Below are 23,465 nucleotides of genomic sequence, written 5' to 3' on the forward strand. Positions count from 1 at the left end.
TTTTTGCTTTGACATCTATATGTTGATTTAGTATTTTAAGTTTACTGATTTTATCAATAAATTTATTTATTATTCATTCCAATAATTCCAGATGTGCATGTTTCTAAAATTGTAGCAAAACTTTTAATTATTAAAATGAACGATTTTATTTTTTCAGGTTTTTCAGTTACTTGTATAATGTAATGTGAACGGGAAATATAAATTATTTTCGCTTTAAATATTTTACAATGTTTTTTAATTTTTTCATTGATAGAATCAATATTTTTTATTTTAATTAATGATGTTTGACGTGATATATGAGAATTTTCTGATATTTCTATTACGTTTATTATATTAATTAGTTTTTTTAATTGTTTTTGAATTTGTTTTATAGTATTTTCATTTCCTCTAGTTTGAATGAAAACATTAGACAGAGTAACATCGTTTGTTGCCGAGACGTTAATACTATCTATATTGTATCCTCTTTGAGAAAATAGTCCTACTACACGAGAGAGAGATCCTGGTTCGTTTTCTAAGATTAAAGATAAAGTTCGTTTCATTTTTTAGATAGATTTTTCCTTAAAATCATTTCATTCATAGCTCCTCCTTTTACTTGCATAGGATATACGTGTTCAGAGCTATCGATTATAATGTCTACAAAAACTAGTTTATTTTTAGATAAATTTTTAAGAGCTAACGTTAATTTTTCAGATAGTTCTATTGGAGAATTTACTCTAATTCCTACATGTCCGTAAGACTCTGATAGTTTTACAAAGTCAGGTAGAGATTCCATATAAGAATGAGAATGTCGTCCAGAGTATAGCATGTCTTGCCATTGTTTTACCATACCTAGACATTCGTTGTTTAAATTCATGATAAGTATAGGTATATTGTATTGCATGGCAGTGGATAACTCTTGAATGTTCATTTGAATGCTACCGTCTCCTGTAATACAAATAACAGTTTCTTTTGGAAAAGCTAATTTTACTCCTAAAGCCGCTGGAAAACCAAATCCCATAGTTCCTAAACCTCCAGAATTGATCCAACGTCGAGGTTTTTCAAATAAGTAATATAAAGCTGTAAACATTTGATGTTGACCTACATCTGAAGTAATAAAAGCTTTTCCTTTTGTTAATTTCCAAATAGTTTCTATAGCTAATTGAGGTTTTATTTTTTTTGTATTTTTTTTATAATGTAAACTTTTTTTGTTTCTCCATTGTTTTATTTTTTTCCACCATATAGAAAGTGAATTTCTATTTCTCTTAATTTTTTTATTTTTTAGTAAAGAATTTATTTCTCTTAAAACGTCTTTTGCATGGCCTAAAATTGGTATTTGAGCTGTTATTATTTTTGATATAGAAGTTGAATCAATATCAATGTGTATAATTTTTGCGTTTGGACAATATTTTTTAACTTCATTTGTAGTTCTATCATCAAATCGAACTCCAACAGCAAAAATGACATCTGCATAATGCATTGCCATATTAGCTTCATATGTTCCGTGCATTCCTAACATGCCAATACTTTGAGTATGATTTCCCGGAAATCCTCCTAAACCCATAAGTGAAGTAGTTACAGGAATGTTTAGGTTTTCAGCTAATTTTCTTATTTCTTGATGGCTGTTGGAAGTTATAACACCTCCTCCTATGTAAATTACAGGATTTTTAGCTTGTATTAACAATTCTAAAGCAATTTGTATTTGTTTTTTATCTATTGGAATTTCAGGATTATATGATTTAAACTTTATAGTTTTAGGCCAGCAATACGGTATTTTATTTTGTGGATTAAGTATATTTTTAGGTAGGTCTACTACAACAGGTCCAGGTCTTCCTGTAGAAGCGATCCAGAAAGCTTTTTTTATAGTTTCTGCTATATTTTCGACAGATTGAACTAAAAAGCTATGTTTTACTATAGGACGGGATATTCCAATCATATCGCATTCTTGAAAAGCATCGTATCCTATAAGATGTAAAGCTACTTGTCCTGAAATAATAACCATGGGTATTGAATCCATAAAGGCAGTAGCTATTCCGGTAATAGAATTAGTTGCTCCAGGACCTGATGTTACTAGAACAACTCCTGTTTTTCCAGTAGATCTAGAGTAACCATCAGCCATGTGAGTAGCTCCTTGTTCGTGTCTTACTAAAATATGATTTATTTTTTTTTCACTAGTTTTTAAAGCGTCGTAAATATCTAAAACAGCTCCTCCAGGGTAACCAAAAATATATTCTACTTTTTGATCTATTAGAGATTGAATAACTATTTCAGCACCAGATAATAATTTCATTTATTTTCCTAATAGTAAAATTTTCATTTTAAATATATATCTATATATAGTTATACATTTTATGAGAATTAATTTGATTGGAGTTGAGTATTTTTAATAAAATATTGAATTTATTATATATAAACATATCACATTTTATAGAAGGTAGTCATTTTTTTACATGTTATATATGTTGTATTAAGTATTTTGATACTAATATTAAAAGAATTAATTTGGTAGTAAATTGTTTTCAACAGATATCTTTAAATTGATCTAATTAAATAAATTATTTTTATGGTTTAATTTTGATTATTATTAATTTCTAATAAAATTTAATTATTATAAAAGATATTAGTTATTTAATGAATTTAAGAAATGTATATAAGTGATTTTTTAAAAAAAAGCATTAGTATGTTTTAAAAAGTAAAAAACTATATATTTTATATGTATAAAATTATGGGTGTTTTTTAGTAACAAAGTGAAACATTGTGCGTAGAATATGTGTAACTTTTTTTAAAATAGATTGTTATTGTAAAATATTATAGTGATTTTTAATTTATACGCATATATGTATGTACATGTATATATATATGTATTTTTTAATTTTTAGTAATCATCGTAATACTAGAAATTTTTATGTAATATCAATAAATTATTAATATATATTTTTTTTATTAAAAAAAAATATATTAGTTCATTTATTTAAAACATGGCATGTGATTTTAGCAATACTAGTTTTATACTTATTTTAAATTTATTTAATTAGCTAGCTATACATTTATTTTTGCAAATTTTTTCTTTAGTTATAATTAAAATAGTGATTGAATAGTAATGAGATTATTTTTAAAAATAGCTTATATATATAAATTATATAAAAAATATGTATGCATATAGTAAAAAATATATACATATATATTTTATATTATAAAAAATAAGTTGTTTAAAACGAAATTAAATTATTTTGAGTAGATATATGAAAACAATACGTTTTTTTTATGATTTTTTATTAAAAGCATTATTTTTTTTATATTTTTTTTGTTTTTTTTGTGTTTCTTTGTTATCAAATTCTTTTGCACAAACGTCTTCTAAGGTAATTCAGGATAGCTTTTCTTCAGTAATACAAAAAGCTATTCCTTCGGTTGTTAGTATTTATGTTGATGGAATGATAACTGTAGATAATCAAAAAATTAAAAATCAAGATAGTACTTCTGAAAATAAAAAAAATAAAAATACAAAACGAATTACATTTTTAAAAAAATACTTTTTTTGTAAAAAAAATAATAATAATTATGAAATCAGAAAAAAGTTTAAAGCACTTGCGTCAGGTGTAATTATTGACTCTAATAATGGATATATTGTTACTAATAATCATGTAGTAGATAACGCTACATGTATTATTGTTAGAACGTATGACAATTATTATTATTTAGCAAGTGTTATAGGAACAGATCCATGTACTGATTTAGCTGTAATTAAGGTTGAAGAAATAAATAAGTTAAAAGAAATAAAACTTTCTGATTGTAAAGAGTTAAAAGTTGGAGATAGTACTATAGCTATAGGTAATCCATACGGTTTACCTGATACTGTAACAACAGGAATAATATCAAATATTGGAAGAAGTGGTTTAAATTTGAGTAAGTATGAAAATTTTATTCAAACTGATGCGGCTATTAACAATGGAAATTCTGGAGGAGCGTTGGTTGATTTAAAAGGAGAATTAATAGGGGTGAATTCTGCTATTTTTAGTCCAGCAGGTGGTAATGTAGGAATAGGTTTTGCTATACCAGCATATGTAGTAAAAATTATTAGTCAACAACTAATTTCATATGGTTCTGTTCATCGTGGGTATTTAGGAATTTGTGGAGTTGATTCAGAACAAAACATAGCTGAATCTGTAGGAATGTCTAAAATCGATGGGGCTTTTATAACTAAAGTAGATGATAATACTTCTGCAAAAAAAGAAGGATTGCGTGCTGGAGATGTAATTGTTTCTTTTAATAACAGACCAATTACTAATTTTCCTGAATTAGTTTCAGAAACATTAGTTGCAGAACGTGGATCTAAAGTAAGATTGGGTGTAATAAGAAATAATTCCATGTTTTTTATTAATATAACAGTAGAAGAAAACGAAAAGGGAAAAAACATTATATCAGAATATGTTGATCGGTTTTTTTTAGGATCTAAGTTATGTAATTTTAGTTATAAAATGGATGGAGTAGATAATAAAGGTGTAAAGATAAATTCTATCAAAAAAGGTTCTCATGCAGATATCAAGGGATTTAAAAAAAATGATATAATCATATCAGTAAATAAACATTTCGTTATAGATTTAGAAGATTTAAAAAAAAATTTAGATAAAAAATGTACATTACTGGTTTTTAAAGTTTTAAGGAACAATCAAATAGTATATGTTATTTGTAGTTAATTACAAATATAAAATATATATATTTTTTATTAGTTGTCCTAGTATTTATAAAGATTATAAAAAGTAGGACAACTAATGATTTAAAAAAAATTTATAAAAATTAAATATCAAAAACTAATCTTGATATATATTTCTAAGTAATTTATTTAATTCTACTTTACTTAATGTTTTATGGTCTACTTTTTTTACTATGATAGCGGAGTACAATCCATATTTTCCATTTTTTGAAGGTAGATTGCCGGGTACTACTACAGATTGACTTGGTACTCGTCCATAATAGATTTTGTCATTTTCTCTATCATAAATTTTTGTACTTTTTCCAATATAAACTCCCATGGATATTACTGATCCTTCTTCAACAATAACACCTTCAACTATTTCAGATCTAGCTCCAATGAAGCAGTTATCTTCAATAATTGTAGGTGAAGATTGAATAGGTTCTAAAACGCCTCCAATACCAACTCCTCCTGAAATATGAACATTATTTCCTATTTGAGCACAAGATCCTATAGTTGACCAAGTATCTATCATAGAGTTTTCTCCTATGTATGCTCCTATATTTACATAACTTGGCATTAGAACGCTATTTTTACCTATAAACGCTCCGTTTCTTACAGTAGATAACGGTACAATTCTTACGTTATCTTTCTGAAATTGAGATTCATCATAGTCACTGTATTTTAATGGGATTTTATCGTAGTAACAGGTTTCAAGAGCGTGGAATATAGAATTTTCTTTTGTTAAAAATGCTAATAAAATAGCTTTTTTAACCCATTCATTAACTATCCATGAATCATTTTTTTTTTCTGCTGCACGTAATGTACCGGAATTTAGCAAACTAATAGTTTTATCGATAGATTCAGAGATAGAGGAATCGATATTGTCAATATCTAAAGTATCTTTTTTTTCATAAGATTCATTGATTATTTTTTTTAAATTTTCCATAAATGAATATTTCCTATAAGTAATATTAATGGTTTTAAATAGTATCTAACTTGATATTATAGATCATATATAGGTATATATGATAAATATTTCTAATATAGAAACATTTTTTTTGTATAATTTAAAGTATTTTCTAAAAAAAGTAGATTTTAGTCTAATTTAATATAACGAATTATTATAAACAGAGTTAGATTTTATACAGTAAATACACAAATATTAAAAATACATAGTATAGCAATGTTTTTTATAAGTAGGGGTATAAATTATGATTTATAGAGTAAGAATTTCACATCCATATTCTGTAACTAAAACAGTATGCTCATATTGAGCAGAATAGCTATGATCTATTGTTTTTACTGTCCATCCATCCTGCATGCATTGTACATTGTGGCTTCCAATGTTAATCATAGGTTCTACTGTAAAAGTCATATTTTTTTTTATTTTGATGCCTTTTATTTTTTTATTATAAAAATGTAAAATTTCAGGTTTTTCATGAAACATTTTTCCTATTCCATGTCCGCAATAGTTTCGAACTACGGAAAATTTATTGCTTTCTACATATTTTTGTATTGTTTTTCCAATAATAGAAGAATAAACTCCAGGTTTTATTTTTTCTAGAGCTAAAGATAAGCTGTTTTCTGCAATTCGGCATAGTTTTTTAAGTTGTTTTGTAGTATTACCTATAATAAACATTTTAGAAGCATCTCCATGATATCCATTTTTAATAACTGCTACATCGATGTTAATAATATCTCCTTCTTTAAGGTATTCTGTATAGCTAGGAATACCGTGGCATACTACGTCATTTATTGATGTACAAATAGAGTTTGGAAATCCATTATATCCTAAACAAGCTGGAATAGCTTTTTGTTGTTTTATTATAAAGTTATGGCAGATACGATCAATTTCGCCTGTTGAAATTCCTGGAATAAGAAATGGTTCAATCATGTTTAACACTTCTGAAGTTAATTTTCCCGCGATTCTCATTTTTTTAATTTCTTGACTTGTTTTGATTAGAGTGCTAGTCATTCTTTACCTAAATTATACTATATAGTTGAGTTACATAAAAAATATTTAATTTTACAAAATATTTAATTTTGTTTTTTTATTAAAAATTAAAATTTTAGCGTGTAAGTGTATATACAACAATATTATAAACTAAAATAATCATAATAATAAATGATATACTGTAGCAGTATATTATAGATAAATTAAGTTTTAGCAATTTAATCTTATTTATTAAGTTGAAGTTAAAAAAAAATTTATTAAAATATTATATATATGTAGTTAATTTATAAAATCATTAATGTGAATTATTTGGAGTTGTCATGCATATTATTTCAATGAAGGATATGTTAAAAGCAGGAGTGCATTTCGGTCATCAAACGCGTTATTGGAATCCAAAAATGAAACCTTTTATTTTTGGATCACGTAACAAAGTACATATTATTAATTTAGAAAAATCTTTACCGTTATTTAATATAGCTTTATGTGAATTAAAAAAAATATTTTATAGAAATGGAAAGATATTATTTATTGGTACTAAAAAAGCAGCAAGTAAAGAAATAAAAATAGCAGCTATGAACTGTAAGCAATTTTATGTTAATCATCGTTGGTTAGGTGGAATGTTAACTAATTGGAAAACTGTAAGACAATCGATAAAACGGCTACAGGATTTAGAAATTCAATTAGAAGATGGTACATTAGATAAATTAACTAAAAAAGAACGACTTTTAAGATTAAGAGAATTGGATAAATTAGAAAAAAGTTTGGGTGGAATAAAAAAGATGGGAGGGTTACCTGATGCTATTTTTGTCATAGATGCTGAATATGAAAATATTGCTATAAAAGAAGCTAATAATCTTAGTATACCAGTGTTTTCTATAGTTGATACAAATTCTAATCCAGAAGGAGTTGATTTTATTATTCCTGGTAATGATGATGCTATTAGAGCTATAAAATTATATCTACATACAGTAGTGTCTATTCTTCAAAAGAGTAGTGAAAAAAAAATAATTATTAAAAAGAATAAATAGAATTTTTGCATATTTTGTAATGTAATATTTTGCTAATTGTCATGTCAGTTAATGTTAAATGCATTTTATGTGCAGATATTAAATAGTTTGTTTGACTAAACTTGTATAGAAATATATTATTTAAAACAGTTGAAATTATATGTTTTATATATATTAAAAATTATTTTTTTTAACAAAGAGAGTTTCAATATGGAAAATGTTTCAGCTTCTCTTGTAAAGAGTTTAAGAATAAGAACGGGAGTAGGTATACTAGAGTGTAAAAAAGCTTTAATAGAATCAAATGGAAATATAGAATTAGCTATAGATTATCTTAGGAAATCTGGTATAAGAAACGCTAAAAAAAAAATAAGAAATACAACTTTGCAAGGTTCTATCTTTTTAAAAATTAAAAATAATTCTGGAGTTATTTTAGAAATAAATTCTGAAACTGATTTTGCTTCCCGTAGTAAGGAGTTTAATTTAATAGGTACAGATTTAGCAAAAATAGCTATTGAAAAAAAACTAGAAGATATTCATGAATTAAAAAATATTTTTGAAAAAAAAAGATCATCTTTTATTAATCAGTTTTCAGAAAATATTTTAATTCGTAGAATTAAATTTTTAAATGGGGAGAGTTTAGGATCGTATATGCATAATTCTAGAATAGGAGTATTGGTATCTAGTGATTTTAAAAATGTTGAAAAAGACATTTTACATCAGTTAGCTATGCATATTGCAGCAAATGATCCAGAGTATCTTTCGTCTGATCATATTCCTAAAGATGTTATGGATAGAGAACATGAAATACAATTAAACTTATCAAAAAAAATAAATAAACAAGATTTTGTTATAAAAAAAGTATTGGAAGGTAGAATGCAAAAATATATAAACAGCATTTGTTTGATGGAACAAAATTTTTTATTAGATAATACTAAAAAAGTAAAAGATGTGTTGTTAAAACATAAGTTTTTAGTAAAGAACTATATTCGGTTTGAATTAGGTCGTTAAATACATAGTTATTAAATTATATTTAATAAAATTAATCATTGTATAAAAGATAATTAATTTTAAATATTTGTTTAGAGGAACTGATAATTTAAGTTCCTTTAAATAGATAAAAATGTTTATATTTTATCAAAAAATGAATTATTTAAAGTTAGTATTCATTTTGTATTAAGTAGCTTTATAGTGGATATAAAATAATGAAAATGTGTATTTATAAAAAAAAAGTATATAATCGAGTATTAATAAAATTGAGTGGAGAATCTTTACAAAACGAAAAAAAAACCGGTATAAATCAGTTTTTTTTATATCGTATAGCAAAAGATATAAAAGCAATAGTACAGTTAGGAATACAAGTTTCTATCGTGATTGGAGGTGGAAATTTGTTTAGAGGTTCAAGTTTAACTAATATAGGAGTTAATCATATTGTAGCAGATCATATAGGAATGTTATCAACCATTATTAATGGATTAGCTATTAGAGATATTTTATTTCAGAAAAAAATTCAATCGTATTTAATGTCGTCTTTTCCTATAAAAGGAATATGTTCAAGTTTTAATTTAGATAAAGCTATAAAACTGCTTTCTAGTAACATAGTAATTATTTTTGGGGGAGGGACAGGTAATCCATGTTTTACTACAGATTCAGCTGCATGTTTGAGAGCTATTGAAACTAAATCAGAGATAGTATTAAAAGGAACAAATGTGAATGGTGTATATTCAGCTGATCCAAAAAAAAAGTTAAATGCAGTAATGTATCATAAATTAAGTTACAAAGAAGTATTAGATAAAGAGTTAAAAATAATGGATTTATCAGCGTTTATTTTGGCGCGAGACTATAAAATTCCGATTTGTGTTTTTAATATAAATACTCCAGGTTTATTGTATAAGATTGTTACTGGCGTTAAAGAAGGAACATTTATTGGATGTTGATGTATAAAAAATTATATAAAAATATTTCTTATTTAATTTAGTTTAATTCAATTTTTTAAAACTATTAGTAGTATTTTTTTAAAAAAAACATTTATTTAGTGATTTTGTGTTACTAAATATGAATAAAGTATACATATATGTAGTGTTTTGTAAATATTAGTATGGAGAGTAGTATTATGAATGATTTAAAAAAAGATGTTTATCTGAAAATGGATAAGTGTATAGATTCTTTTAAAGAATCTATTAAAAAGATTAGTACCGGAAGAGCTACATCTTCTTTGTTAGATTCTATTAGTATAGAATACTATAATAATATAGTCCCATTAAGAAAAATATCAAGTATAGTTGTTGAGGACTCGCATACATTAAAAATTAACACTTTTGATTCTTCTATACGTTCTGTAGTAAAAAAAAGTATCATGAAATCTAATTTAGGATTAAATCCTGTAATAGTAGGAGATAGTATAAAAGTTTTTATACCTGTTTTAACTGAAGAAAGAAGAAAAGAATTTATAAAATTATTAAATCATGACGCTGAAAAGGCAAAAATTAGTATTAGAAATATAAGACGCGAAGCTAATGAAAAGATAAAAAATAGAAAAAAAAAAAAAATAATTAGTAATGATGAAGAGTATATCACTCAGAATGCTATTCAGGATTTAACCAATGATTATATGAAAAAAATAGAGTTTTTGGTTTTAAAGAAGAAGAATAACATTCTAACTATATGATTAGAAATATAGTTTTAAATATAATTTTTCGTATTTAAATACGAAAAATTTTAATTTACACTACTATAATACATATATTGAAATGTTATTAATTATTGTAATAGAAAATAAGTTCTAATAAGTATTAGAAGTAATTTATTTTGTATTATTTTAATAATGTTTATTGTTTTATAAACAATACGTTTTTTTTTAAAATAAAATAAATAATGTATATATTGTATAATTTTAAAAAAATTAAGAAAATAACAATATGTATATAAACAACAATTTATTTTACATTTATGTATAGTTATCAACTTTTTTATTTTATTTATTTTATTTAAATTTTAAAAAAAATAATAAATATTAATTAAAAATAATAGATAACAAATAAAAATATAATTTTTATTGAAGATATGTAATATTAAGTAATTATAAATGTATAAATTTTTTTTATTTAGTTTTAGCTGTATAAAATATTAAATATAAATATATAAGTATTATTTATAAAATAAGAATATATTACTATATATAATAATAGGTATAGAAAAAAGTGATTTAAGAATAAGGTATTTTAACAGAAAAGTATTAACACTAGAAGTGTTTATTTACTATCTATTATATTAAGTAATTGATAAATATATTTATTGAAATAATAGTTATATAAAGTTATTTGTAATAACAAAGTTGAAAATGGTTATTTTTACAATTTTTGTTTTATTTTATAAAAATAAAGGACATTTATATTTTATATGATTAATATACCTGACTTTTTATCTCATTCTTTTCCATTTTTACTTGTTGAGAAAGTAATATCGTATAAAAAAAATAAATACTTATATGCATCAAAAAAAATAGTTAACAATGATTTTTTTTTAAATATTCACTATCCAGAAAGACCTATTTTTCCAGGTTCTATAATTTTAGAGATAATAGCACAATCAAGTGGTTTACTAGAATTTGTTAGTAACGGAAAACTGAAAAAAAATGAGATATATTATTTATATAAAGTTAATACATTAAATTTTAGATCTCCTATCATTGTGAATAATATATTAGTAATTAAGGTTTTTGTAAATAGATCACGGAATAATATAACAAAATTTAAAGGGTATATAACAGTTGAACAAAAAATAGTATGCAATTTCTATATATCGTGTGTTAGAAAGTTCATTAATTGAATCAATATAATTGAATTTATTAAAGTATTTAATATGTATATTTTAATTGTAAAACTTAATGTTTATGTTCTAATGAACAAACTAATTATTTATTTATTAAATAATATATATAAATTATGAATTAACATCATATAGTATTTAATTATTTTTATTTTTAAGGAAGTAATATTTTTTATGAAAAAAAGTTTTCCATGTTATATACGTACAGCTGGAATAGATGAAGTAGGAGTTGGTGCAATAGCAGGGGACATAGTTAGTTCTGCAGTGATTTTAGATTCTAAATTTCCTATATTTGGACTACAAGATTCAAAAAAAATATCTTTAAAAAAAAGATTGTTTTTATATGAACAAATAGTTAAAAATGCTTATTCATGGAGTATAGGACGAGTTTCTTGTAAAGAAATAGATATTCTTAGAGTATCTAAAGCCATAGAATTATCTATGATAAGAGCAATTAATCGATTAATGATTAAACCTACTTTTATATTTATAGATGGTGTCAAAACTTTAAATATATCTATTCCTAATGTTTCAATTATTAAAGGAGATAATATTGTTGAAGAAATAAGTGCTGCTTCTATTATAGCTAAAGTATCACGAGATAATAGCATGGTGATATTGGATAAAATTTTTCCTAAATATGGTTTTTTAAATCATAAAGGATATTGTACATCTCAGCATGTATGTGCATTAAAAAAATATGGATTTACTAAATTTCATCGTCGTAGTTATAGGTTAAAATTATATCAATAAATAGAGAATTATTATACTTTTATCATAGTTTTACTATTAAGGGAATTGAAGTTTGGAAGAAAAGTTTTCTCATTTAAGTGTTCATAGTGATTATTCCATGGTAGATGGAATATGTAAACTTGAACAATTAGTTAAACAAGCTTATGAATTTAAAATGCCTTATTTGGCTTTAACAGATTATAATAATTTATTTGGAATATTAAAGTTTTATAAAATTTCTCAGAAATATGGAATTAAACCAATAATTGGATTAGAAACTAAAATTATTTCTAATGATTTCAGTAATGTTTTTTTTGATATAATTTTATTAGCTTCCAATTATAGAGGATATAAAAATCTTCTCGTCTTAATTTCTAAAGCATATGATTTTAAAAAAAATAACAAAGATGTTTCAGTGGTATTTATTTTTAGAAAATGGTTAACTGAATTTAGAAAAGGATTAATAATAATTTCTAGTTCTCAAAATGGAGATTTACTTCAATCTTTATTAAAAAATAATTATTTAATAGCTAAAAATTATTTAGAATATTATCATAAATATTTTCCTAGATCATATTATTTAGAAATATCTAGAATAGGAGAAGAAAATGAAAGTAATTATTTAAATTTGGTTGCTGATTTTTCTTATCAGAATAAAATTCCAATAGTAGCTACTAATAAAGTACGTTTTTTAAAAGAAGAAGATTTTTATGCTCATACTGTTAGACTATCTATTAATCAAGGTATAAGTATTTACGATAAAAATTTTAAAAATAGTTATACAGAAAAACAATATTTTCGATCGCAAGATAAAATGTGTCTTCTTTTCAAAGATATCCCGGAAGTTTTAGTAAATAGTATAGAAATTGCAAAACGTTGTAACGTTGTATTAAAACAAAAGAAAAAATTATTACCTGTTTTTTATAACAAAACTATTTCTGAAGATAAGCTTTTAATTAAAATTTCTAAGAAAGGATTAGAAGAAAGATTAAAATTTATTTTTCCAAATAAAGAAAAAAGAATAAGTATGAGTAAAAAATATTTTAATCGATTAAATAACGAATTAAATATTATTAATCAAATTGGTTTCCCGGGATATTTTTTAGTAGTTATGGAATTTATAAATTGGTCAAAAAAAAATGATATACCAGTTGGACCTGGTAGAGGATCAGGAGCAGGTTCTTTAGTAGCTTATGCATTAAAGATTACAGAATTAGATCCTATAAAGTTAAATCTATTATTTGAAAGATTTCTTAATCCAGAACGTATTTCTATGCCGGATTTTGATATTGATTTTTGCATGGATAGGAGAGATGAAGTAATTAAACATGTATCAAAGATTTATGGAAAGGAATTAGTATCTCAAATAATAACCTTTGGAACTATGACAGCGAAGTCGGTAGTCAGAGATGTTGGTAGAGCATTTGGATATCCATATGGTTTTATGAATAGTATTTCTAAGTTAATTCCATTAGATCCTGGAATATGTTTAGATTCAGCATTAAAAATATCGAATGAATTAAGTGAGTTATATAAAATTAATTCTGATGTTCGTCATATTATTTTTATAGCTAAAAAGTTAGAAGGATTGATAAAACATGTAGGAAAACATGCTGGAGGAGTGATTATAGCTCCAAAAAAAATTTTTAAATTTTCTCCATTATATTGTGATTCATTTGGAAAAAATTTGATTACTCAATTTGATAAAGATGATTTAGAGCGAATAGGTTTAGTTAAATTTGATTTTTTAGGATTAAAAACTTTAACTATTATTCACAATACAGTTAAGATTATAAATAAAGAAAGAAAAACATTATACGAACAGTGTATAGATATGAAAGGAATCTCTTTAAAAGATAAGAAAGTATTTAATTTTTTACAACAATCGAATACTGTTGGTATATTTCAGTTAGAATCTAGTGGTATGAAAGATCTTATTTTGCGTTTAAAGCCAGATTCATTTGAAGATTTAATAGCTTTAATAGCTTTATTTCGTCCAGGACCATTGCAGTCTGGAATGGTGGATAATTTTATTAATAGAAAAAATGGTAAAGAAAGAATTTCTTATCCAATAGAAAAACTAGAACACGATTTGTTGCGTCCAATATTAAAATCGACATATGGAATAATTTTGTATCAAGAACAAGTTATGAAAATAGTTCAAGTATTAGCTGGTTATACTTTAGGAGCTGCTGATATTTTAAGACGAGCGATTAGCAAGAAAAAAATATTAGAAATGAAAAAGCAGAGATCTATTTTTTTACATGGAGCAAAAAAGAATAACATTAGTACGTTATTTGCAGAAAAAATATTTAGTTTATTAGAAAACTTTGCCGATTATGGTTTTAATAAGTCTCACTCTGCAGCATATGCTTTTATTTCGTATCAAACATTATGGTTAAAAACATATTATCCAGCATATTTTATGGCATCAATTATGAGTTCAGAAATAGATAACACAGAAAGAATTGTCACTTTAGTTAACGAAGTAAAAAGAATGAATATTGCAATAGTTCCTCCTAGTATAAAATATAGTGAATATTTTTTTTATGTTAATAAAAACAACCATATAGTTTATGGTATGGGTGCTATAAAAGGAGTTGGAAAAACTGCTATAAATTCAATAGTAGAAATGAGGAAAAAATATAAGCAATTTTCTAGTTTTTTTGATTTATGTATAAAAATAGATCATAAAAAAATTACTAAAAAAATTTTAGAAAAGTTGATTATGTCAGGAGTTTTAGATGCGTTTAATAGAAGTAGAATAGAATTATTAAGACAGTTAAATTATGTTTTTCGTTCATCTGTTAAGTATTTAGAATACCGAATGTTGAAACAAAAAAGTTTGTTTGGTTCACTTTCGAATGAGTTAAAGGTGTTAAATAAAAGTGATGTTAAAAGTAAGCATTTATTAGTTTTAAAAAAAGATATATATATGTATGAGTATGAAACTTTAGGTTTTTATTTGACTAATCATCCAGCACGTAGATATTCTAGAGAAGTAAAAAGATATATCAAAGATATTTCTTTTACCACAAGTAAAAATTTCTTTGATAAAAAGAAAGAAATTTCTTTATTTGGAGTAATTATATCTGTAAATAAAAGAATAGATAAAAATAATAAGATGTATATTACTTTCGTTTTAGATGATTATTATGGAAGGATTGGAATAGTAATCTTTAGCAAGTTTGTAAAAGATAATGAAAAATATATTAAGAATAATCATGTGATATATGTTAATGGATTTGTAAAGTTTGATTTGTATTCAAATAAACAAACATTTATAGCCACTTCTTGTAATTCTATAGTAGGTTTAAGAGAAAAGCACGTTGATTTTATAAAATTAATTATACATGAAAAAAATGTAAGTAATTTAATATTAGATAAGTTATATATTATTTTAAAAAAGTATAATACAGGAATTATACCAGTGTATATATACTATTTTAAAGACAAAAGTTTTACGAAGTTGTTTTTAGGAAAAGATTGGAATGTATGTCCTGTAGATGAATTATTTAATGATTTAAAATTTATTTTAGGAAAAGGTAATATAAAGTTAAAATGTAAAAATTTATATTGATTTTTCTATACAGCAATAAAAACAAATTAATAATTGAGATTAGTTTATTTAATTTTTTTTAAATATACTATATATTTTTTAAATAATTTGTTGTTTTATAAATTTTAAAACATTTTTTATAGAAATAAGAATATTGTTTTTTTCTCTTCTATTTTTGTATTCAATTTTTCCTTTTAAAATATGAGTTTTTTTTATTATAAGTATGTGGGGAATACCGATAAGTTCTATTTCAGAAAACATTTTTCCTAAATATTCTTTTCGGTTATCGAGTATAGTATCAATTTTGTTCTTTTTTAATTCTATATATATATTGTTACTAGTATTTTTAACAGTATTAGATTTATGAAAATTAATAGGTATTATAGCAACGTGAAAAGGTGCAATAGAATTCGGCCATATAATTCCATATTTATCATGGTGTTGATCTATAATAGTTGCTATTAATCTAGTTATTCCTATTCCATAACATCCCATTTTTAAAAAAATATCTTTTTTATCTTTATTTTTTATAGAAAAATTTAATTTTTTTGAATAAATTGAACCAATTTTAAATATGTGAGCTATCTCTATTGATGGAGAAATAGTTATTTTTTTTGTTATGTTTTTAGGATCATTATCATCTTTTTCTATATTTCTTATATCTTCTATATAAGGTTTTTTTAAATCACGAATCCAGTTTACTCCAGTAAAAAAATAATTTTCAGCATTTGCTTTTACAGAAAAATTTTTCATTTTTGCTACTTCTATATCAGAAATTATAGGAATAGTTAATCCAATAGGTCCGATGGTATTGACGTCACTTACTCCTGTAAGATTAAAAATTTCTTTTTTTGTAGCTAATATTATAGGAGAAGAAAACAAAGTTAAATTTTTAATTTTAGTTAAATTTAATTGACGATTCTTTTTTATGAGTAAAGTGATAAAACATAATTTTTTACCAGAAAAATATTTAGCTATAAATGTATCTACTAAATTTGGAATGGAACAATTTTTTATTTTTTGAATATATATTTTATTTAATTTTTGAAATAATGTTTTATTTTTTAATAAATAATTATTTTGATTAATATTAAATTGATTATTTTCACTATTTTTTATAGTAGCGACTTCTACGTTTGCAGCGTAGTTAGAATCTTTAGAAAACGCAATTTTATCTTCTCCAGAACTTGAAATTGCTTGAAATTCATGAGAAATATTTCCTCCCATATTATTTGAACTTGCTTCAACTATTTTAAAATTAATATTCATTAATTTAAATATTTTAGAATATGTTTTATACATGATTTTATAGGTTTTATCTAAACAACTTGAATTTAAATGAAAAGAATAAGCGTCTTTCATTAAAAATTCACGTGTTCGTATAGCTCCGAATCGTGGTCTAATTTCATCTCTAAACTTTGTTTGTGTTTGATATAAGACAATAGGTAATTGTTTATAAGAATTTATTTCTTGCTTAAGTAATAATGTTATTAATTCTTCATGAGTAGGACTTAATATAAATGTTTTATTTCTTCGATCATGTATTTTTAATAATTCTTTTCCGTAAGTATTTATCCTTCCACTATTTTTCCATATTTTACTTGGTTGTAATATAGGCATGCTAATTTCGATTGCATTTTTTTTATTTAATTCTTTTTGAATTATTTTTTGAATTTTTTTTATAACTCTCATTCCAGTTGGCAACCAAGTATATAATCCTGAAGAGATTTTTCTAATAATTCCTGCTCTTAACATTAATCGGTTACTAATTGTATCAGTTTGATCAGACACTTTTTTTAAAGTATAGAGTAAATAATTGTTTGTTTTCATCTTTTTCTCAGGTTATGTTAAAGATGCATGAATGATTTATAGTAGACTATGTGTATTTAGTGAATTTTTTGTATTTTTTATATAAAACAATTTTCGATATAATGAATGCTTTATTTTAGAAACATTCTTAAATAGTTGTTAAGAATGCATATATGTGTTATTTAATGTGTATATATTACATAATTCAGTAAAATAATATACAATTTTAGAATTGATTATAGTTAATATGTCAAAATAAATTAAATTATATAAATATTTTATAGTTTTATTACTAAAAAAAAAGTAAGTAAATTTAGTATTATTTAATTTCAATAGTATAAAATTTTTTATAGTTTAAGGTGTAAATGAGAGTAAAAATTAAATAAAACTTAATTAGTATATATATATAATTTATATATCATATAAAGATTTGATAACAGACATATTAATAATATAATATATTATACAAACAGATAAGGCTAATACATTGTCATACGATGGAAATGAAAATAGAACTGAAAACGCTACTGTTCATAGAATAAAAAAAGCACTTGAAAAAGGAAATAATAGTTATTCTAGCGAATTAAACTCGATATTAGTACTAAGTTTTTATTTTTTTATTCTATGGTTTTTTAAAATAGAAATAATTAATAATTTATTAGATATAATTAATCAATATTTAATTTTTGATCATAACATTATTTTTTATGAAATTGATGTATTTTCATCCAGTATTTTTTTATGTAAAAAAATAATAAGAACAATTTTACCATTATTTATAGGTATTTTTTTAATATCTTATATTTCTCCAGTGATTTTTAGTAATTTTATTATAAAGTTTCGATTTATAAAATTTAGATTAAATATTTTAAATATTTTTTTAGGAGTTAAAAATATTTTTTCTATTAATTCATTTATAGAGTTATTGAAAATAGTATTGAAAGTATTTTTTGTTATTGTTTTTATAATGTTTTATTTGTTTTTTAATAATGTAAATTCGCAAAGTTTTTTATGTTTATCAACATACGAACCAATAAATGGTTTTATTTTTTCTTTTACTCTGATAGAAAAATGTGTTTTTTTATGTATGTTAAGTTTTATTCCAGTGGTTACATTAGATTTTTTTTGGAAAAAGTTTATTTTTTTTGAACAAATAAAGATGTCTAAAGAAGAAGTTAAAGAAGAATATAAAGAAATACATGGAAATCCAGAGATAAAATCAAGAATTAGAAGGGCTATGAAAATAGCTATACGGAATAAAATTACATCTAATGTTGCTAAATCAGATGTAATTATTACTAATCCATTACATTATGCTATTGCTATACAATATAATGAGATGACAATGGAGGCTCCAATTGTAGTTTCTAAAGGAAAGGGAATATTAGCTTTTAAAATAAAAAATATAGCTAAAAAGAATAAAATACCTATTTTCGAATGTGTAAAATTAGCTAGATCTCTGTATTATACTTCTGAAATAGGTGATCGTGTACCATGGACGTTGTATGCTATATTAGCAGAAATATTGGCATGGGTGTGGAAGTTAAAAAAATGGAAGAAAGAAGGTGGTGTATATCCTGAAAAACCTGCAAGTTCATTTACTATATAATTTTTTATAAAGAAAAAGAGTTAGGCCTATGTTTAATTTTTTTAAATTAAAGAACAGTATTAATGCATTAAAAAAATCTAATTATATATCCTGGAATTTGTTATCTGGACCGATTTTATTGTTAATGATTTTATCTATGATGGTACTTCCTTTACCTCCATGGATATTAGATTTATTTTTTACTTTTAATATAGTGTTATCAATTATAATAATATTAGTAAGTATGTTTAATACAACAACTCTAAACTTTTCGTCTTTTCCAACAGTTTTGCTTTTTTCGACGTTATTACGTTTAGGCTTAAACGTAGCTTCTACTAGAATTATTTTACTGGAAGGTCATACTGGATCTGGATCAGCTGGAAATGTTATACAATCGTTTGGTCATTTTTTAGTAGGAGGAAATTTTGCTATAGGAATGATAGTATTTGTTATATTAGTTGTCATTAATTTTATGGTTATCACAAAAGGAGCAGGTCGTGTTGCAGAAGTAGGAGCTAGGTTTGCTTTAGATGGCATGCCAGGAAAACAAATGGCAATAGATGCTGATTTAAATGCAGGTTTAATTGGTGAAGCAGAAGCTAAGAGAAGAAGACTTAAAGTAGCTTGTGAAGCGGATTTTTATGGATCAATGGATGGAGCTAGTAAATTTGTTCGAGGAGATGCTATAGCTGGAATTTTAATTATGATTATTAATATAATAGGAGGTTTAGTTGTAGGAGTTGTTCAACATGGTTTATCTTTGAAAGAAGCAGCAGAAGTATATACGTTGTTAACTATTGGAGATGGATTAGTAGCTCAAATTCCAGCTTTAGTAATTTCTACTGCTGCTGGAGTGATAGTGACTCGTGTTACTACTAAAAAAAATGTTGGAGAACAGATGATAGGTGAGTTATTTAATAATCCGCAAGTTATTTTATTAAGTGGATTAGTACTCGGTATTTTAGGTTTAGTTCCAGGTATGCCTAATTTAGTTTTTTTATGTTTTACTGGATTTCTTTTTTTATTATCATATTATTTATACAGTACTGGTATTAATCAATCACATTTTTCGTTTTACGAACAATTTAAAAAAAGTAAAAGATCTTTTTATTTAAAAGAAGTATCTTGGGATGATGTACGATTAGAAGATCCTATTGGAATAGAATTAGGAAGTAGTTTAATTTATATAGTAGATGAAAGCAAAAAAAATAATTTATTAATTAAAATTAGAGGAATAAGAAAAAAAATTGCACAAAAAATTGGATTTTTACCACCTGTAGTTCATATACAAAATAATCATAATTTGCCTAATTCATGTTATCAAATATTTTTAAAAGGGATAAAAGTAGTTAAGGAATATGCATTTTATAATAAATTATTAGCTATTAATACTGGAAATGTTAAGAAAGTTTTAACAGAAAAAATAGTTAAAGAGCCTATTTTTGGAATGCCGGCATGTTGGATAGATCAATCATTGCAAATAAAGGCGAAAAACAGTGGATATTCTATCGTAGATCCAGTTTCTTTAGTAGCGACACATTTACATTATATTATAAAAAAAAATTTACATGAGTTATTTGGTCGACAAGAGGCACAAAAACTTTTAGATAGAGTAAGTAAAGTGTCTCCAAAATTAGTAGAAGAATTTATTCCTAATATTATTACGTTAACATCTTTTCATAAAATATTAAAAAACTTATTAGTTGAGAATGTTTCAATTAGAGATATGATAACAATTATTGAAACAATAATAGAAAATGTAAATGTTCAAAATAATGTTAAAGAATTAACGTCTTACGTTCGGATATCTTTGAGGAAGTCTATACTTCAAAAAATATACAAAGATGAAAAAAATATACAAATACGTGTTTTAGATATAAAGTTAGAAAATATTTTACTACAGTCTATTCATCCTGATAGTTATGTAATTGAACCTGGATTAGCTGATTATTTAATAAAAGATCTTACGCGTTCTATTTTAGATAAAAAGATAACAAGTAAAAATATTGTATTAGTAGTAAAACATTCTTTAAGAAGCTTTCTGTCAAATTTTTTAAGACCTTATTTTGAAGATTTAAATGTTCTTTCTCAGTTAGAAATAGGAGATCAAAAAAATATACAAATTATTGATATAATCGGAACAAATTTAAACAGAAATAAATAAATTTAGTATCAATAACAAGTTTTAAAATAAATTAAATATAAAGTATTATTCTTGGTACAGTTTAGAATTTTATATTTTAAATAAAAGACATTTTATTAGAAATAGATTACATATAATCTACTGTTTTTATACCTAATAAGGATAGTCCTATTTTTATTGTTTTTGCAATTAGCGCAGATAGTTTGAGTCTACTGTATTTTATATGTATTTTATTTTCTAAAAAAATCGGGTATTTTTCATAAAAATGAGAAAACGAAACAGATAAACGATATAAGTATGAACATATAATATGTGGAACTCCTTTTTTTGCTGCAGAGTATAATATTTCTTCAAATTGTAAAAGTTGTATTCCTAGTTTTATTTCTTGATTTTCTAAAAGAATAATATTATTTTTTAAATTAAATTGAGAAATTTTGTTTTTTTTAAATATAGATAATATTCTTGTATAGGCGTACTGTATATATAATGCTGTATTTCCTTCGAAACGAAGCATGTTATCCCAGTTAAAAACATAATTCATTTTTCTATTTTTAGAAAGATCAGCGTATTTAAGAGAACCTATTCCTATTACATGAGCTATTTTATTTAATTTTTCGCCTAATAAACCAGGATTTTTTTGTTTAATAATTTCTTTAGCTCTTTCTATAGATTCGTGTATTAATTTAGTTAGTTTTATATTTTTTCCAGATCTAGTTTTAAAAGGTTTGTTATCATTAGATAACATCATTCCAAATATATGGTGTTCTATTTTGAAGTTATTAGCTATATATCCTGATTTTCTACATATTATTTCTATTTGTTGAAAGTGTTGTTGTTGTCTACTATCTACATAATAGATTATTCTATCTGCTTTCAGATCATTGAATCTGTATTTAAGACAAGCAATATCTGTTGATATATATAAAAATGCACCATCTGATTTTTGTATAATTACCCCCATATCATCTCCTAATTTATTTTTCAATTCTTTTAGAAAGACGATTACTGAACCTTTTTTGATGACAGCTATTTTTTGTTTTAATAAATCATTAATAATGGAAGGTAGCAGTTTACTGTAAAAACTTTCCCCTAAGATATGTTTTTTTTTTAGAGATACTCCAAGTTGATCGTAAATCAATTGATTTTCTTTTATTGTTATATTTACTAATTTTTTCCATATTTTAGTAACGTGTAAATCTCCAGATTGAAGTAAAACAACGTTTTTCTTTGTTTTTTGTAAAAAATTTTTTTCTTTATCAAATTTTAATTTTGCTTTTTTATAATATATTTCAAGTTTTTTTAAAGGCATATTTTCTAATATATTTATTTTTTTTTTATTTTGTAAATAAGTAATAAGCATTCCGAACTGTATACCCCAATCTCCGATATGATTAGCTCGAATGACTTTATTTCCTAAAAATTCTAATATTCTTGCTGTAGCGTCTCCGATAATAGTAGATCTTAGGTGTCCAACATGCATTTCTTTTGCTACATTTGGAGATGAATAATCAATTACTACAGTTTTTGGATTAGTATAAGAAATATTTAATCTAAAGCATGTATATGATTTTTCTAATTTTTTTTGTATCCATTGTACATTTAAAGTTAAATTAATAAATCCAGGATAAGTTACGGTAATTTTTGAACATAATTGGTTTAATTCGCTCATATTTATAATGTTTTTTGCTAATTCAGACGGGTTTTTTTTAAGTATATTAGCAATTTGTATAATACCGTTTATTTGATAATGTATATTTGGTTTATTAGTTACACATTGAATAATAGGATTAAAATGTTTAGGAATTTTATTTTTTAAAAAAGATTGTTTTATTTTTTTTTGAAGTAATTTTTGAATATTCATATATTTCCCAATATGCTTGATAGATAGATGTATATATTGTGTAATTTAAAAACAGTAGTAGAAAATAAGTAAAAATTAGTTTTTATTATTAAAGTAATACATAGAAGTATTTTGAATTTTATTAGAAAAAATAAATTAAAAAAATAATTAATAGTGTATAACAAAATTTTATTATAATGATAATTAAATTTAGATTAAAGCAAAGAGTATTTTATTTTAGTTTAAAAAAAGTATTGACAAAATGTTAAAATATTAGTAATCTATAAAAAGTTTATATAGTTTCGCTCTTTAAAAAAAAATCAGAAAATTTGTGTGGGC

Annotated in this window: 16 protein-coding genes; 10 read left to right on the forward strand and 6 right to left on the reverse strand. The window is 23.6% G+C overall.

What is annotated here, in order from left to right; translation table 11 throughout:
- Positions 1–62: 62 nt before the first annotated feature.
- Positions 63–539: an acetolactate synthase small subunit gene (gene ilvN / locus AB4W63_RS00900; RefSeq protein ID WP_367681144.1), complete on the reverse strand. Its 477-nt coding sequence runs from the start codon at positions 537–539 to the stop codon at positions 63–65.
- A complete protein-coding gene (gene ilvB, locus AB4W63_RS00905; protein ID WP_367681145.1) occupies positions 536–2,266 on the reverse strand; it encodes a biosynthetic-type acetolactate synthase large subunit in 1,731 nt (576 codons plus the stop codon). The genes ilvN and ilvB overlap by 4 nt, the downstream gene beginning before the upstream one ends.
- A 952-nt stretch (positions 2,267–3,218) precedes the next feature.
- Between ilvB and AB4W63_RS00910 the strand changes: the two genes are divergently transcribed.
- Positions 3,219–4,670: a trypsin-like peptidase domain-containing protein gene (locus tag AB4W63_RS00910; protein WP_367681146.1), complete on the forward strand. Its 1,452-nt coding sequence runs from the start codon at positions 3,219–3,221 to the stop codon at positions 4,668–4,670.
- Positions 4,671–4,784: 114 nt separating this feature from the next.
- Here the strand turns inward: AB4W63_RS00910 and dapD are convergent, their stop codons facing one another.
- Positions 4,785–5,615, reverse strand: a complete 831-nt coding sequence (gene dapD / locus AB4W63_RS00915; protein ID WP_367681147.1) for a 2,3,4,5-tetrahydropyridine-2,6-dicarboxylate N-succinyltransferase — start codon at positions 5,613–5,615, stop codon at positions 4,785–4,787.
- Positions 5,616–5,885: 270 nt separating this feature from the next.
- A complete protein-coding gene (map, locus tag AB4W63_RS00920; RefSeq protein ID WP_367681148.1) occupies positions 5,886–6,644 on the reverse strand; it encodes a type I methionyl aminopeptidase in 759 nt (252 codons plus the stop codon).
- A 299-nt stretch (positions 6,645–6,943) separates the two neighbouring features.
- Between map and rpsB the strand changes: the two genes are divergently transcribed.
- The 7 genes from rpsB (at position 6,944) to dnaE (ending at position 15,767) form a co-directional block, all read left to right on the forward strand.
- Complete coding sequence (rpsB, locus tag AB4W63_RS00925) at positions 6,944–7,651, forward strand: 30S ribosomal protein S2 (RefSeq protein ID WP_367681149.1); 708 nt, start codon at positions 6,944–6,946, stop codon at positions 7,649–7,651.
- Positions 7,652–7,840: 189 nt separating this feature from the next.
- A complete protein-coding gene (gene tsf / locus AB4W63_RS00930) occupies positions 7,841–8,638 on the forward strand; it encodes a translation elongation factor Ts (protein WP_367681150.1) in 798 nt (265 codons plus the stop codon).
- 200 nt (positions 8,639–8,838) lie between these two features.
- Complete coding sequence (pyrH, locus tag AB4W63_RS00935; protein WP_367681198.1) at positions 8,839–9,564, forward strand: UMP kinase; 726 nt, start codon at positions 8,839–8,841, stop codon at positions 9,562–9,564.
- 161 nt (positions 9,565–9,725) lie between these two features.
- Positions 9,726–10,295 (forward strand): ribosome recycling factor, encoded by a 570-nt coding sequence (gene frr, locus AB4W63_RS00940; RefSeq protein WP_367681151.1) that lies wholly within the window; start codon positions 9,726–9,728, stop codon positions 10,293–10,295.
- 731 nt (positions 10,296–11,026) lie between these two features.
- Positions 11,027–11,455, forward strand: coding sequence for a 3-hydroxyacyl-ACP dehydratase FabZ family protein (locus AB4W63_RS00945; protein ID WP_367681152.1), 429 nt, complete (start codon positions 11,027–11,029; stop codon positions 11,453–11,455).
- A 174-nt stretch (positions 11,456–11,629) separates the two neighbouring features.
- Positions 11,630–12,208, forward strand: coding sequence for a ribonuclease HII (locus tag AB4W63_RS00950; protein WP_367681153.1), 579 nt, complete (start codon positions 11,630–11,632; stop codon positions 12,206–12,208).
- 52 nt (positions 12,209–12,260) lie between these two features.
- Positions 12,261–15,767 carry a DNA polymerase III subunit alpha gene (gene dnaE / locus AB4W63_RS00955; RefSeq protein ID WP_367681154.1) on the forward strand — a complete coding sequence of 1,169 codons (3,507 nt, stop codon included), beginning with the start codon at positions 12,261–12,263 and terminating at the stop codon, positions 15,765–15,767.
- Between the two features lie 78 nt (positions 15,768–15,845).
- Here the strand turns inward: dnaE and AB4W63_RS00960 are convergent, their stop codons facing one another.
- On the reverse strand, positions 15,846–17,576 hold the full coding sequence (locus AB4W63_RS00960) for a proline--tRNA ligase (protein ID WP_367681155.1): 1,731 nt from the start codon (positions 17,574–17,576) through the stop codon (positions 15,846–15,848).
- Positions 17,577–18,042: 466 nt separating this feature from the next.
- Between AB4W63_RS00960 and AB4W63_RS00965 the strand changes: the two genes are divergently transcribed.
- A complete protein-coding gene (locus AB4W63_RS00965; RefSeq protein ID WP_367681156.1) occupies positions 18,043–19,164 on the forward strand; it encodes an EscU/YscU/HrcU family type III secretion system export apparatus switch protein in 1,122 nt (373 codons plus the stop codon).
- Between the two features lie 28 nt (positions 19,165–19,192).
- On the forward strand, positions 19,193–21,307 hold the full coding sequence (gene flhA, locus AB4W63_RS00970) for a flagellar biosynthesis protein FlhA (RefSeq protein ID WP_367681157.1): 2,115 nt from the start codon (positions 19,193–19,195) through the stop codon (positions 21,305–21,307).
- 106 nt (positions 21,308–21,413) lie between these two features.
- On the opposite strand, the gene argS is transcribed toward flhA, so the two are convergent.
- Positions 21,414–23,147 (reverse strand): arginine--tRNA ligase, encoded by a 1,734-nt coding sequence (gene argS, locus AB4W63_RS00975; protein WP_367681158.1) that lies wholly within the window; start codon positions 23,145–23,147, stop codon positions 21,414–21,416.
- Positions 23,148–23,465 lie beyond the last annotated feature (318 nt).

Source organism: Buchnera aphidicola (Anoecia corni) (assembly GCF_964056675.1).
GTDB classification, from domain to species: domain Bacteria; phylum Pseudomonadota; class Gammaproteobacteria; order Enterobacterales; family Enterobacteriaceae; genus Buchnera_E; species Buchnera_E aphidicola_B.